Raw genomic sequence first — 15,118 nt, forward strand, 5'->3', positions numbered from 1 at the left:
CTCACCTTCGAGAGCCTGAAGGGCTTAACTATCGAAGGTGAATTCCGAAAAATTTAATTAAGCTGCATTTTTTCCGGTTTCAGGTTTTGGCTGCGATTTACTACGATCCATCACATATTTGATGACAAATATACCTGCAATCATTAGGTAGCCAAAGAAAAATTCTACAGAAGCACCCTTAGCAAATGCGACTGTTGGAGAGTGGATAAATCCTACGATAGACAATGCGGCTGCTACTGCTGCTGCGGCAGCACCACGTAACGGTTTATCATTAATAGCGAATATGGCTATACATCCCCATAATAGACTGGCAATCGGTGCACCATTTCCTAAATGGGATAATCCTTCGTAATAAACCCCTTTACTAGCAAGTTTATCAATCCCTACAGTGCCCGCGGCCGTTCCTGCAGCACCAAGTACATTATTAGCTAGAGTTAGAGCCCAGTTAGCGATCCATGGGAATAATGCAATAAAGATAACTGGCACTTCAAGTTTCGGAGTTTCACGAACCACTTGATTTGCTGTTACAACTCCGATATAAACAAGGATAGGAGCGATGGCATAGACCGGAATGACCGCTAATAAAAATGCACCTATACCAAAAAGTGAAAGAATTAACATTGATATACCCGTTGCAACTGTATAGCCAATACCAGCGCCCATTGATTTCCAGCCTGGGTGTCCAACATAAACTGTTACTGGATATGGATTTCCAAATGCTGCACCAATACAAGAAGCAATTCCATTTGTTAACATAACTTGTCTGGTTTGATATTCATCCCCTGCAGTATGGGCACTTTCAATATTTTCTAAGTCAAACACATAGTTCGAAAGACCTAGTGGTATAGCGGAAGCCAAATACGGAAGAGCGTGTGGCAACCCTTGCATAAAACCATCAATATTCAAAGATGGAGGATTGAATCCAAAAGATGATAATGATTGTGAAATTGCACCTGGCTCCATTACACCTAAAGCCCAGGCAATCCCTGTACCTACAGCAAGCAATAAAAACCCTGTTGGAATTTTTGCAAATACCGGTGATTTACCAAACCAATTTATAAAAATGATGATTAACACTGCAAAAGCGATCATCGGTGCTTCAAACGCTTGTAACATCGGATTCATGGCTAATAACAATAGTCCAAGACCAGATAAACATGATAATAATACTGTCCTAGGAATGACTCTTCTTATCGTATCTCCTAATAGTGACCCCACAACTAGAATCATAGCTTCTACGAAACACCATACTAATGCGATGCCAATCGCAAATTCATAATCTTTTGTTTGGGTATAAACTGGCAATATTACTAAAAATGTTACCGTGAATATCGACGGTGCACTTGGTCCCGAAGGCAATGCTGTTACATCTGTCCTTCCTGTCTTTTTAGCTAGTCGATAAGCAAAAAAGCCATACGCACAACTTGCGATAAATATCCCCATTCCAAAAGCTGGAGCAATTTTCCCGTAAACGACTGCTGATGGAATACCCACGACAAAAATTAATAACGACATCATGGTTAGGAGATTGGTTAAGTTATTAGCAAGTAAGCCGAAATAAGCTGCTAAATCCCCTTTTTTCCAAAATTTAATTGTTTGATCCATTACCTTTCACCTCTAATATGAATTAGTTTGTTGGATGTAAAAAATTTGCTCACATTATTGCATACTCTTTTATTTCATTTGCCTCCTTTGTAGCAGAGAATTATTTTTCTCTGGAGATTTTATAAATCAAAAAGAGAAATAATAGCATTTCGTAACCCCTTACATCTTTCATTTTAGTAGGTAAAGCTTTCTAGGTCATTGGCTACCAAAACCAAAAAGAAAGCTGTTCATTTAGGCAAGTTATACAATAATGTATGTACAAAATATGTCCTAAATTTTAGACTAGAAAAACTTAAAAACAACGCAATTATTTGTTATATTGCACAATCTTTTAATTGCATTATATGACTATTTTTTTTAGTATTAATTGAAACAATCATAAGACAGGACGTGTAAATAAAAGTGAAGAAAACTGTAATTTATAAAGAAGATGTAAATTTCTCAATAAAGGCAGATTTTTATGGGACTAATCGAGAAAATGCACCTGTCATCGTATATATCCATGGTGGCGGGTTAATTTGGGGAACAAGAGAAGAAATAAGTGAAGAAATGGTACAACTTTATACCAACAATGGCTTCTCACTTTTTTCAATAGACTACAGGCTGGCTCCTGCCACAAAGCTGCCGGAAATAATAAAAGATATTGAAGATGCTCTCCTTTGGATTCAAAGAGAAGGACCAAAACAATTTTCTATAGATCCGAAAAAAATTGCAATTGTTGGTAGTTCTGCTGGTGGCTTTTTAGCACTTACTACTGGAACTTTCACTCATAAGCCCTCTGCAATTGTTTCCTTTTACGGATACGGGGATCTTGTTGGGAGCTGGGCAACAAGTCCAAGTAAATATTATCGTCAAAAGGATATTGTTTCTAAAGAACTTGCTTACCAACTTATAACAGATAAAATAGTAACTGAGGCCTCTGTAGAAGAACGGTTTCTATTTTACGTTTACGCCAGACAGAATGGGGTTTGGATCGAAGAAATTACAGGTGTAAATCTTGTAAATAATAAAGAAGCAATGTATCATTTTTGCCCGAATCGTAATGTTACAAATGAATTTCCCCCAACTTTATTATTACATGGAACGAAAGATACGGACGTTCCATACGAGCAGTCCGTATTTATGAGAGGTGCGCTTATAAAACAATCGGTTGAAGCAAAACTTATTACGATTCCAAATGGTGAGCATGTATTTGACAAAAACTTCCACGATCCGATTGTTCAACATGCACTTAAACAAGTCATTGATTTCTTAAAAAACCACCTGAAGTAAAAAAAATGCCCAGCAGATTAAAAATCTTAGCTGGGCATTTTAATTTAAGTTTGTATATATTGAATGGGTGATATATGTTATTTATTAGATTTATGAAAAAACTCAAACAAATGATCACAATCTTCTCTTTGCTCTACTTTAACCATTTTGAGAACACTCTTATCTTCCCCTGTTAAATACTTACGTAAATGCATGTCAGAGAAGCCATGTTTATCAGCGTCTTCACTCGTATTACAGTAATATACCTCTTTAATCCCTGTCCAAATAATGGCTGATACACACATTGGACATGGCTCACAAGTTGCATAGATCACACAATCTGATAAATCCATTGTTCCTAACTTTTTACAAGCTTCACGAATAGCAACCATTTCAGCATGAGCAGATGGGTCAGTATCTCTCATCATGGTGTTGCTTACTACAGCGATAATTTCATCACCGCGCACGATTGTAGCACCGAATGGTCCACCAACTTTGTTCGCCATACCAACAAGTGTTGCATCGGCAGCTAATTTCATATAATCCATATCATAATTCCTCCTATTTTTACTCTGTTACAGGACCAATATTATCCTTCTTATTTACATAGAGTTTATACGCTAAGAAGACTGCAATTAGCAGATATCCCCAAACGAAAGGCATTGCAGTTGCTTGTGCAAATCCGATTGTGGTTGTATGAATGGCACCAACAAGTGTTAAAACGGCTCCAAGCACTGCAGCAATAATGCCTCCAATTGGCGTGTTACGGATGGTAAATACAGCTATACAACCCCAAAGAACACTTGAAATAGGAGCACCATTACCTAGAGCAACCAAGCCATCGTAGAAAAGTCCAGCATTGTGCAGAGCTAGTGAAGAAACTTGATTGGCAGCCTCGCCCACAGACACACCAGCAGCTGAAAGTGCATTATTAACCGCAACAAGTGCCCAGTTAGCAACCCATGGGAAGAAGCATACAAAGATTGCCGGAGCTTCAAATTTTGGACTTTCTTTGACAACCTGGTGCCCTGTTACAATCGCAATAAATACGAGCATCGGAACAATAGCAGCAATTGGGACTACAGCAAGCAGCAGACCCATAAGACTGAAAATTGATATTAAGAAAATGGCTGCAGAGCTAGCAATAGAATAACCTAAACCTGCACCAACTTCTTTCCAGCCAGCATGACCCACATATACAGTTACTGGGAATGGGTTACCACAAAGGTTGCCAATTAAAGTACAAAAACCGTTAGTAAGCATAACATCTCGAGTTTTGTATTCATCTCCACTAACCGCAGCAGCTTCTACGTTTTCCAAGTTAAAAATGTAGTTTGCTAACCCTAAAGGTACAGCCGTTAATAAATATGGTAAAGCAGCGTTAAAACTGTCGGCAAACCCAGTTAAATGCAACATTGGGGGATTAAAGCCGAATGATTTTAGAGCTTCCGTAACATCAGCAGGGTTTTGATACCCAGCTATCCAAGCAATGGCAGTTCCAACTACGATCAATAATAAGCCAGTAGGTATTTTCTTTAATATTGGATGTTTACTTAACCAGTTCATGAAAATGATTATTAATGCAACAAATGCTACTACAGGCATTTCAAAGGATTGCAGCATTGGATTCATGCCCAAGAATACAAATGCCAAACCTGCCAAAGCTGCCAGTAAGACAGTTCTCGGGACAATCTTTCGAATTGTTTCACCAAGGAATGCTCCTAGGAATAAAATTCCAGACTCAACAAAACCCCAAAGGATAGCAACTGTTGTTGTGAAAGCAGCATCCTGTGTTTGATGATACAGAGGAAGCATAATCACAAATACGATAAGAAATATACCAGGCGAACTAGAGCCTGATGGCAGTGCAGTAACATCGGTTCTGCCTGTTTTCTTAGCTAATTTATAAGCAAAATAAGCAAATACAATTCCAGATAGCAATACAGCAAGACCAAAGCCAGGGACAATTTGTTTAAAGACAAACTCTTTTGGCATACCCACTACACCAATTAATAATGAGATCATTACCAAAAAGTCTGTCAAAACATTAACGAACAAACCGAAGGAAGCAGCAAAGTCTCCTTTTTTCCAAAATTTAACTGTTTGAGCCATTATATTTCACCTCTTAATATGAATTAGTTTGTTGGATAAAAAAATTATTGCGAGTTACATTCTTAACTATTCGTTGCTATTGCCTCCCTTTAAAAGAAACTTCATCCTGTCTTAGATAAATTTTTTATAAAGCAGAATCGTAATACTCATAATGGTTAACCGGTTACATCTAGAATTTTATATGGAAACCCTTTCTTGGTCATTGGCTACCTAAACCAAAATAAAAGGTATTCATTTAGGCACGTTATACAATAAACTTTGTACAAAATATGTCATATAAATATGATTTGAATAACATGAAGGGCAGTGAGCTTATTGTTAAAAAAAAAGCCCAGCAGATTAAATCTAAGCTGGGCTTTTTTTGATATTATTGAATGTTTTCACTTAAAGCTAGCATTGCTTTTTCAAAGGCTTCAACCGGAGGATAGGTAATTCCTGCCCCTATCATTCCAATACCTGCATCTTTATGAGCAATCGCAGTATTAATGACCGGCATAATACCTGTTTGGATAACCTTACGAACATCAATTCCTGTCGGAAGTCCCATAAAATCAAGTAATGGAATGGTGATGTTAGAGTTTTCTGTTGTAGTGATTTCCTTCATTCTAGTTGAAAAACCAATAGCATCCTCTACTGTTCCACCTACCAATGCAACGATTGCTGGAGCTGTAGCCATCGCAAATCCACCGAAACCATATGTTTCAGTAATCGCGCTGTCCCCGATATCAAGTCCAGAGTCTTCAGGCTTATAACCTGCAAACATTGGGCCAATAACCTTTTGTGCTGGACCGGTAAACCATGTATTTCCAGGCATTCCGCTCACACGGATACCGAATTCAACACCGTTCCGAGCCATAGTTGTAACGATTGTACTGTTTTCAATGCCATGAGCAGCATCAAGTGCACATTTCGCCATTGCCATCCAAGTAGGACCAGAGAAGTAATCACTGCTTGCAACGAAATCAAATACTTCTTTCTTCTGTTGGATTGTATAATCCGTTTGTAAAATATACGGAGTTAAAGCTTGGATTAATAATGTTGTACCGGCAACATTGCGGTTATGACACTCGTCACCCATATGAAGGGCTTGTGCAAGCATTAAACGTAAGTCAATCCCATTCGGATTCAGCTTCATTGCATCCCGTAAAATAGGGCCGAAAACATCACGCATCCAAATCAAACGGTCAATAACACTTTGATCATTTGCACCCATACGAAGGATTTTTGCTAATTGTTCACTTAAGTTGGTGTAAGCAACATTGCCATATGTTTTGTTTTCAACAATATGCATAAACATCGACGCAGATGTAACGCCTGCCATAGATCCTACACAGTTGTGTTCGTGACATGGTGAAAAAGTGATTTCGCCAGATGCTGCTAGTTTGGCTGCTTCTTCTACATCCTTAGCTAATCCTTCAAACACGATTGCACCAGTAACGGCACCTTTCATAGGACCATTCATTTTATCCCAAGTAATTGGAGGTCCTGCATGAAGGATCGTCGTTTTTGTCATACCTGGTACGCAATTAATAGCTTGATCATATCCAATTAATACTGGTTGAGAATTAATGATTCTTTCGACTGCTAATTTATTAGCTGCTTCTATTTTTTCGATTAGTTCCGGACTCTCAAACTTGTCAAGTGCAGCAATTAAAGCTGGGTTTCCTCTGCCCGGAGGTGTCCATTCCAAATGAATGACTTCAGCACCCTGTTGTAATAGATCATCCTTAAAGGACTCAATTCCTACATTAATAACATGTGGTTTACTCTTAAATAAATCGCTAATTCTACTCATACCTATTCTCCCTTCACAACAAATTCTCTAGCCAATAATCCTGCATTTTGCATGCTGCTGGCATGTGTTACTCCTGCAGCTAATAATTTATCAATTTGCTCTTGATAATTTTGCGGATCTAATTCTGTTCCAAGAACATATCCAATTATCTCTAAATGTCTACCTTCTTCTTCTGCCTGTTGTTTTGCTTCAATGATTGCTGGAAGGAAAGCTCCAACTGGATCCTCATGTGCTCCAAAACCTATAACAAAGTCCATTACGATAGCTCCAACAGATGGATCTTTTGCCTCTTGAACAAATCTTGCAAGACGTGTAGATGGATCAATCATTGGGTGTGGTTTTCCCTGTGTATATTCGTCATCACCAAAGTCGATGAAAGTGTGCTCTTGGCTTGTATATCGGTCCTTTAAACGATACTCTGGATTTCTTTGAATATTGCTGTAAACATTATCAAATTTCTCCATTGCTGCATGCATTGCTTCATCTGCCAGAGTTCCGCCACTGAAAAGTCCACGAACATATTTCTGTTCAGGAGTTAACTTTGTTCGAACTTCTTCAATTAATGGAATGTTTAATGCACGCTTGTTTAACTTACTTTCGTCTGCTCCAGCTAATAGTACCGCTTTGAGTGCTGCTTCTTTAGACATTTTCGCAAAATGTGCGCCAGCTGCAGTTATTTTTTCTTCATTCCCGCCTACAAACCAAACGACAACTGGTTTTTTACATGTTCTAATTTTCGCTAATACTTTTTCTTCCACACTAGGTGCAGGTGGCTTGGAAATAACGACAATAACTTTTGTCTCTTCATCGTCTTCAAGTGCCTGAATACCATCAAGCATCATAATTCCGCCAACTTCTTCTTTTAAATCTCTGCCGCCTGTTCCAATCAATTGCGAGATACCAAAGCCAAATTCGTGAATGCGGACGCTTACTTCTTGGCTGCCTGTTCCTGATGCACCAACAATACCGATATTTCCTTTTCTAACCGCATTTGCGAAACAAAGGGCTGTATTGCCGATAATCGCTGTTCCACAGTCTGGTCCCATCATAAATAAACCTTTTTCATGAGCAAATCTTTTTAATTCAATTTCATCTTCAATGCTTACATTGTCGCTAAACATCATGACATGTAAATCATTTTCAAGAGCTTTTTTTGCTTCTCTAGCCGCATAAGCACCATTTACAGCAATAATGGCTAAATTAGCTTCCGGGTTACTTCCTGCAGCAGAAGAAATAGTAGAATATTTAATGTCATTTGTCCCTTTTTTACCTGAATTCTTTTTTGTAAATAATTCATTTATTTTTTCGAAAGCGGTTTCGCATAATTCGTCAGTTGCTGCTTTTACAACAATAATTAAGTCACTTGCCTCCGCTACCTCTACTTCAGGTGTCAGTAAACCGACATTTTTCATTACCTCTTTATTCATTTCCGTACCCATAGCAATAATGGCCTGTTCCACTTCTTCAATTTGATTTGCTTTAGTGGAAAGCGACATTAAAGATACTGAATCGAAATATGTGTTTGGCTTAATCAAAGCTTGTACTAACATACTTTTCCTCCTGCTCTAATAGTGGACTCCATTCCGAAAACAATGCCATAAGCTATATCTGTACCGGATGAAGAACCTATATTTAATAATTTATTTAAAGAGAGAATTAAGTCCTGATCATTCTCAACTACTATCGAGTTTAGTAATGAAATAATAGACTCTCTCACTTTTCCATTGGCTGCTTTTTTCAAAGCCATGTAACTGATGTCATTCGTTAAGGTTTTTGCTTTCTTTAAGACCTCTTCACAAAATGATCGGTAAGGATAAAAAACGCTGTTTTTCATGTTAAAGACGGTAAATAACCCAGTTAAAAAATCATCGCCAGAAGGTGTTAGCCCTGGCCCAAGACCTACAAGTGAAATCGCATGTGGCAAGGCAGTCGAAATTCGATTATTTAATAATTCGTTTAATAGTAAAACAGTTCGCTTCTCAAGCATTTTTGAGACTTCGATTTCAAAGGGATTTTGTGTTATAATGTTTTTTTTCATTCCCCCGCCTACACCATGTACGTTAAGATATTCCTTCATTTTGATTACATTTCGTTTCAGGATTTCTTCATTAGATGGGTAGACTGGTAAAACACTTTCCCATTTATCGACTTTATCAATTGAAATAGTCAGCTTCTCACCTATAAGCAAGAGATTTTCCACAACACGTACCGGGTCATTTACTTCAATTTTCTGAGACTTCATATTATCAGCATTAATGATTAAAGTATTAGGGCCGTTATCAAGTTTTCTGCATGCAATGGTAAATAAATCGCCATTCTCTAAACATTTAATATTGAATGTCCGATTGAATGTGCTATGCACAAAACCAGTGAATTTTGAGTTATTCATTTCCTTTATAAAATCTGAATCACCAGAGATTGCATTAATCATGAGTAACACCCCAAAAAATCAAGAATCAGTCAGTCCTATAAACTTTTTAAGCAAATCGAACCTCCTTTTAAAAAGTAATAAGCTATCTGGCTTACATGTTTATTTTAGACAATATGCATAATACCGTCATCGTTTAAAAAATCCAAAAAGCTATACATTCAATTGTGCAAATCGTACAATGGATTGTGTTTAAATTATGTCTAAGGGATACTACAAATAAGCCATGTTTTAATTCCAAATAGTTAAACCCCATAAAAAAAGATGTAAGAGTCCCTCCTACATCTCCACTCCTGTTATTTGGTTAATTTTTCGTCATTCAATGTCTAAATAATTTCACAACGATACCCACTAATTTTTATTTAATTTACAGCTTCAAGAGAGCCTGATGCTAGAACTCCTTTATGCAGAACGGCAGCACGCTTAGGCAGACGAGCAACTGTTTCTGCGGAGCAGCTTGCAGGAACTAGAACAGCATTTGCTATGTCTCCAACCTTTGGCCATATTTGCTTACCGGACTCATCTAAAGGTGTAATACCTCCAGTAGCCAGGGAAAGGGCACGGGATAGGGTGTATTCGTGTTTCCATCCGTAAAGCTGTGCAGCAAGATGAGCTTTCTGCAAGGTATCTCCAATTCCGAATGGATCCCATTGATCGGTAATACTATCATTACCCAGAAGTACTTTAACCCCTTTCTGCTGGAGCAGCGGAATTGGCATAACTCCCTTTCCGATTGGGACAGATGACGCGATGGATATTCCCTGAGAGGCTAGGAGGCTTGCCATCTCCTCATCCTCTCCAGCTGGTAACGACGCTAAGGAGAATGCATGGCTCACCGTCACTTTGCCTTGTAGTCCAGCTTGTTCTGTTAGATCAGCCAATAGTCTAATCGCTTTTATTCCAGTTTCTCCACCTTCATGGAGGTGGATATCAATTCCTGCTTTATAGTCCGCAGCAATTTGGACCATCATATTTAATGATTTTTCCATGTTCCCATCAACCAGGGTTGGATCTAGCCCGCCAACATGGGTAACTCCAAGCTGCATTGCGTCTCGGATCAAACCTTCTACATTTGAACGAAGTAAACCATGCTGAGGGAAGGCAACGATTTCATGTGTTATTTTATCGGAGTAGTTCGCTAATGCTTTTTTTAGATTCTCGAGATTCTTTAAACCTACGACCTGATCAATATTGCAGTGGCTTCTAACGTATGTTGAACCATAACTGAGGATTAGCTCAATTAATTTCTCTGCACGCTCCTGAGCAGTTGGCAGAAGCTCCAATAACAGTGTCTGTTCTAATTCAATCATATCAAAAATACCGTTTTTTCTTAGATGGGCTGCTCTCCAAGGACCGCCATAATAGGTCTTATCTAAATGAATATGCATATCTCTGAAAGAAGGTAGTAATAGCATGCCCTTGGCATCATAACAATCTAAATTTTTATTATATGTAGCTGTAGTATCTAGTATCTTGTTAATCTTTCCATTGGTAATTTGGAGGTTACGTAATACAGTTTCCGTCGAAACAACCAGACCATTTTCATATTTATAACCACTTTCTAAACGGACATTCAATAGCATATATTGGCTATTTTTCCCTGGCTTTTTGTTATTCACGCTGACCTCCGCTGCATTCGCTGTGTTCTCTTCTGGTAAAAATAAATCCATCGTGCCTGTGACGCCAAGAACAGCAGAGGCTCCGCCAATTTTCCCTGCATTACTAAGAAACTTTCTGCGTGAAAATCCATCATTTACCTTAACCATCTAAACTCCTCCTAACTAGTGTTGAGATATCAAAAGGCCTATAATTACAAGTGTATTTTAGGCGCTTTCAATCATTATTCTAGGTAGGAAAATGAATGAAGTCATTGGATAGAGCAACTGAAAATTCCCAAAATATTTAGTTATTTCATACAAATATTTGTGAATAAATTTTGAAATAATCTCTTTTTAGATATTAAATCAGCTATTCCTTAATTTTTTCTAAAAAAGGTGATGAAAGTAAAATAAGAGGAAAACAATAGCATATCAGGCTTGGGTCACTCCATTACATCTGCATTAACCCAAAATACTTTTCATGCCAGGCTTCGGTCACACCTGCACCTCTGCATTAAAAAATAATGGCTGTCGAGACTTTCTCGACAGCAAAAAGCACCTACATAGGTGCTTTTAAGTTAATTGCATATTTGTAATGCAGGTACCGTCATTCTCAAAGGTAGAAATTTCTGATTCCGCTACTTTTCCATCATATTCAATCTTTATTCGATATGTTTTATCGCGCGGCAACCATAAATCAAGAAATCCATTAGTTTGAGATTTCACCTTTTCGTCTAGAATCAAATTGCCATCAATATCTTCAATGTATACATTAAAATCTTCTTCAACCAATTCACCTTGACAACCTGTCAAGCTATGATTCGTTCAAGGGTGCGTTTCATTTACATAAGGTGCAATAGAAACGAAAAAGTCCTCTCCAGACAAGTCATAAACTAACTCATTGCCATCACTTTTCTTAACAATTAGCTCTTGAGAGGTAATAGACGCAGACACATTCTTGGTTTTATGTGAACTATAGTCTCCAACTAACTCTCTCACGTTTTCGACTTCTTTATTTTTTAAAGAAGTATCTTCTTTTGAATCAGCTTGTCCACAACCAGCAAGCACGGCTGATATAAACATGATTGGCAGGAAAACCTTTGCCTTCATGAAACGTTTCACTTCCTTTCCCTTTCTGGTTACCAAACTATTATAACATCGTTATTTCATCTATAGCTGATTGGGTGCTTTTTTCGGATTTTTTGATGTTACCTTCGTTTGACTGTCTAAGGAAGCCCCACAGAAAAAATATGCTTACGATCGTAATTACAACTGGCGGAGAAAGAGTGACAAATCACAAATGAGTGACGGAAAGTGAACCATCTGTCAAATAATAGTTAGCAACAAAGTAAGGCAGCTATTTTGAACAATAGCCGCCTTCCCTCTTACAAATATTTTCGATGAACACCTTTTCCGTCATAAGAAAACAACATTCTTCGATCTTCAATCATCGTTTCAATGTGAACAGGTCTTCCCCATAATTGTTGGATATATGGTAATACTTTTTCAAGATATTTCACGTCTAATTCGACACCTTCAAACCAATGTTTTAAATATAGTTCACCGTTCTTCAAATAGTCACCATCATTGACAGTAATGTATGGGAATCCTCCATTTACCCGCATATTAACTAACTGGTCACGTACATGTTCCCATTGTTTATCAACGATTTTGTAATCCCTTCCTTGTTTCTGGAAAAGATACATATCTTCTCTCATTACAAGGTCTTTGTTTAAATAATTTCGTAAAAACGATATATCTGATTCAACTTCGCGGACTTCAAACATCTTCTCCCGGCCAGAACCAGGCACAACCCCTCTTCTAATCATATCTTCCGTTGGGTTATTATAACGTTCTTCAATATCCTCAAATATTTTAATTCCTAGGTAGTAAGGATTGATTCCTGTTTTTGATGGCTGAACAACCCCTGCATTTAATTTTGCGAATTCAATTGCTTCACCACTGGTTAAATCCATTTCTCTGATGATTCGTTGATGCCAATAAGACGCCCAGCCTTCATTCATGATTTTCGTTTCAAGCTGCGGCCAAAAGTAAAGCATTTCTTCACGCATCATCGTTAAAATATCCCGCTGCCAATCAGTTAACTCTCTGCTATACGTTTCAATAAACAATAATAAATCCTTCTCAGGTCTTGGAGGAAATTGTTTCTTTCTAGGCTGAGCCGGCTGCTTTTTGTCTTTCTCGTCTAACCTCCATAAATCATCATAAGGAGTCGCTGTTTGTTGGATTTCTTCTTCAGCCTCATCTTCAAGTGACCAAGCAAGTTTCGGTCTCATCAGTGAAGGGTCAATATGTTCATCAATCGCCAGTACAGCGTCAAGAAAAGTCTCAACTTCCTTTTTACCGAATTGAATTTCATAACGGCGAATTCTCTCTGCTGTGGCTGCCATGCTTTCGACCATATCCCGCTTGGTATTTTGGAAACGAACATTATTTTTAAAGAAGTCACAATGTGCAAGTACGTGTGCGACGATTAATTTGTTTTGAATGAGCGAATTAGAATCTAATAAGAAGGCATAACAAGGATCTGAATTGATAACCAATTCATATATTTTACTTAACCCTAAATCATAGTGAAGTTTCATCTTGTGAAACTGCTTCCCAAAGCTCCAATGTGAAAATCTGGTAGGCATTCCATAGGCACCAAATGTGTAAATGATTTCTGCTGGGCAAATTTCATATCTCATCGGATAAAAATCTAAGCCAAAGCCTCGTGCAATTTCCGTAATTTCACTAATTGCATATTCAAGAGCTTTGCGATCGTCCCCATTCATCGCCATTCCCCCTTTTCCTCTTACCACAATGTATGAAGAAAATCTGGGAATGATGAAACAAGATGTAAAAAACAACAAGTCTATCTGCTTATTTTCGCTTTTTTAAGCGCATTGCTTCTTTTGCCAGTGTGAGTCCCACAAATTTATTTCTTTCCCATTCAGTCTCAAAAACCGACAGCGGCGGGGATGTTTCACCCACAAGCGGGCTAATTTCAATGGTCATAGCCGGAAGATGATAGCGGGTAATAAACCAATCGGTGAATCCTCCTCCAGTTGCCTGTTTTGGAGGCTTGCCAAGCTTATATCCTGTCAATTTTGACACTTTCTTAGCAATGCGCTTATCACGCTGAAGATGTTTACCATTATGATAATTCCAAAAAACCTCTTCGCCTGAAGAATGATAGGCGACAGCAATCACAGGATTAATTTCGCGAATAAATTTTGTTAATACCTTTACTTCTTTCGCTTCTAAAGGTTTCCTGCCTTTATAAAATTGATAAGAAGGGAATTTTGGTTGAGAATTTAAATTTTTCCATCCTGCAGGATATTGCCTATTCAAATCCACTCCCTGCCCGTTTGCTTTCCAACGCTCAAAATTTTCTACTCCTTCATTCATTGCTAACAAATGTTTTTGATGATTTTGAGGGAAGTTATCCAGTGTATTTTGTTGGATTGTCACACCATCTGGATTAAGCATAGGAATAAACCAAATGGCAACATCGTTTAAAATACAGGTTGAATACGTCCCAAAATCAGTTTGATTTTGATAGGCTTCTGCATACTCTTCTAGCTTCTTCATTAAAAGCATACTGGTCATCCATTCACGTCCATGATGCGCACCTATTAGAACAATGCTATGCTTTCCTTCACCAAGTCTAATCGCATAAATTTCCCTGCCAAAATGGCTTCTGCCAATACCTAATACATCTACGTTTTTATACCTTTGATTTATTTTTGCTATATCTTTTTTTAGTACGTCGTACGAATAAGGATGGTTTGTCTCAACAACCTTTGCCTTTGAATCCATTTCCAAATGTAAAAATAAAACTAACATAATTAGTAATACTTTCTTCATGCTGCCTCCTTTTAAAACCAATACCTTTCTTGTTATACAGGTAAAAGTTGAAAACACCGTTAAATCGGCATGTCCAACATTTTCTGTGAAATTTATCTGCAAAATATCATAAAATAACTTCAACTCCTAGTAAGGAGGAGACAAAACAAATGAATAAAATGGATTACGATCGAGCTTTGTATTATACACATCGATCTGAATGGGATAATTTGCTGATACTCATGGTACGAACAAAAGACCAATTGTTATCAAAGCGGATAGAGCAATTCCTGCATGCCTATCACTTTGAAAGTGATTACTCAGTTATAGAAAAGAAATTATATTCACTGCTTCGTTACATCGACCATGCTAACGAAACCGTTGAATCTGATAATGAGTTACCGATGTATAGTCTTTCCTGAAATATCAAGTGGATACTGTTGAGAAATATTTACCAAACCGGACCAAAGAATTCCACCA

Annotated in this window: 12 protein-coding genes; 2 read left to right on the forward strand and 10 right to left on the reverse strand. The window is 37.8% G+C overall.

Features of this window, described 5'->3' with window-relative positions; translation table 11 throughout:
- Window positions 1–57: 57 nt before the first annotated feature.
- Window positions 58–1,605: a xanthine permease gene (locus tag ACN6MT_RS27175; protein WP_419953976.1), complete on the reverse strand. Its 1,548-nt coding sequence runs from the start codon at window positions 1,603–1,605 to the stop codon at window positions 58–60.
- A 402-nt stretch (window positions 1,606–2,007) separates the two neighbouring features.
- Here ACN6MT_RS27175 and ACN6MT_RS27180 point away from each other — a divergent pair, with 402 nt between their 5' ends.
- Complete coding sequence (locus ACN6MT_RS27180; protein ID WP_419953977.1) at window positions 2,008–2,877, forward strand: alpha/beta hydrolase; 870 nt, start codon at window positions 2,008–2,010, stop codon at window positions 2,875–2,877.
- A 77-nt stretch (window positions 2,878–2,954) separates the two neighbouring features.
- Here ACN6MT_RS27180 and ACN6MT_RS27185 read toward each other — a convergent pair whose 3' ends face one another.
- The 9 genes from ACN6MT_RS27185 to ACN6MT_RS27225 form a co-directional block, all read right to left on the reverse strand.
- Window positions 2,955–3,404, reverse strand: coding sequence for a nucleoside deaminase (locus ACN6MT_RS27185; protein ID WP_034673621.1), 450 nt, complete (start codon window positions 3,402–3,404; stop codon window positions 2,955–2,957).
- Between the two features lie 19 nt (window positions 3,405–3,423).
- The gene (locus ACN6MT_RS27190; RefSeq protein WP_419953978.1) at window positions 3,424–4,968 is read right to left on the reverse strand and encodes a xanthine permease; all 1,545 of its coding nucleotides are present in this window, start codon (window positions 4,966–4,968) and stop codon (window positions 3,424–3,426) included.
- Window positions 4,969–5,335: 367 nt separating this feature from the next.
- Complete coding sequence (locus ACN6MT_RS27195) at window positions 5,336–6,763, reverse strand: DUF1116 domain-containing protein (RefSeq protein ID WP_419953979.1); 1,428 nt, start codon at window positions 6,761–6,763, stop codon at window positions 5,336–5,338.
- Between the two features lie 2 nt (window positions 6,764–6,765).
- On the reverse strand, window positions 6,766–8,313 hold the full coding sequence (gene fdrA, locus ACN6MT_RS27200) for an acyl-CoA synthetase FdrA (RefSeq protein ID WP_419953980.1): 1,548 nt from the start codon (window positions 8,311–8,313) through the stop codon (window positions 6,766–6,768).
- Window positions 8,307–9,194 carry a DUF2877 domain-containing protein gene (locus tag ACN6MT_RS27205; protein WP_419953981.1) on the reverse strand — a complete coding sequence of 296 codons (888 nt, stop codon included), beginning with the start codon at window positions 9,192–9,194 and terminating at the stop codon, window positions 8,307–8,309. The genes fdrA and ACN6MT_RS27205 overlap by 7 nt, the downstream gene beginning before the upstream one ends.
- 359 nt (window positions 9,195–9,553) lie before the next feature.
- Window positions 9,554–10,957 (reverse strand): amidohydrolase, encoded by a 1,404-nt coding sequence (locus ACN6MT_RS27210; protein ID WP_419953982.1) that lies wholly within the window; start codon window positions 10,955–10,957, stop codon window positions 9,554–9,556.
- Window positions 10,958–11,362: 405 nt separating this feature from the next.
- Entirely contained in the window at window positions 11,363–11,899 is a 537-nt protein-coding gene (locus ACN6MT_RS27215; RefSeq protein WP_419956538.1) for a CueP family metal-binding protein, read from the reverse strand.
- Between the two features lie 275 nt (window positions 11,900–12,174).
- On the reverse strand, window positions 12,175–13,584 hold the full coding sequence (locus ACN6MT_RS27220) for a SpoVR family protein (RefSeq protein ID WP_063255296.1): 1,410 nt from the start codon (window positions 13,582–13,584) through the stop codon (window positions 12,175–12,177).
- 88 nt (window positions 13,585–13,672) lie between these two features.
- Window positions 13,673–14,659 (reverse strand): M14 family zinc carboxypeptidase, encoded by a 987-nt coding sequence (locus ACN6MT_RS27225; protein WP_419953983.1) that lies wholly within the window; start codon window positions 14,657–14,659, stop codon window positions 13,673–13,675.
- 149 nt (window positions 14,660–14,808) lie between these two features.
- On the opposite strand from ACN6MT_RS27225, the gene ACN6MT_RS27230 reads away from it, so the two are divergent.
- Window positions 14,809–15,060, forward strand: coding sequence for a YhdB family protein (locus ACN6MT_RS27230; protein ID WP_419953984.1), 252 nt, complete (start codon window positions 14,809–14,811; stop codon window positions 15,058–15,060).
- Window positions 15,061–15,118: the final 58 nt, after the last annotated feature.

The organism is Neobacillus niacini (genome assembly GCF_048572935.1).
In the GTDB taxonomy this organism is placed as follows: Bacteria; Bacillota; Bacilli; order Bacillales; family Cytobacillaceae; genus Neobacillus; species Neobacillus niacini.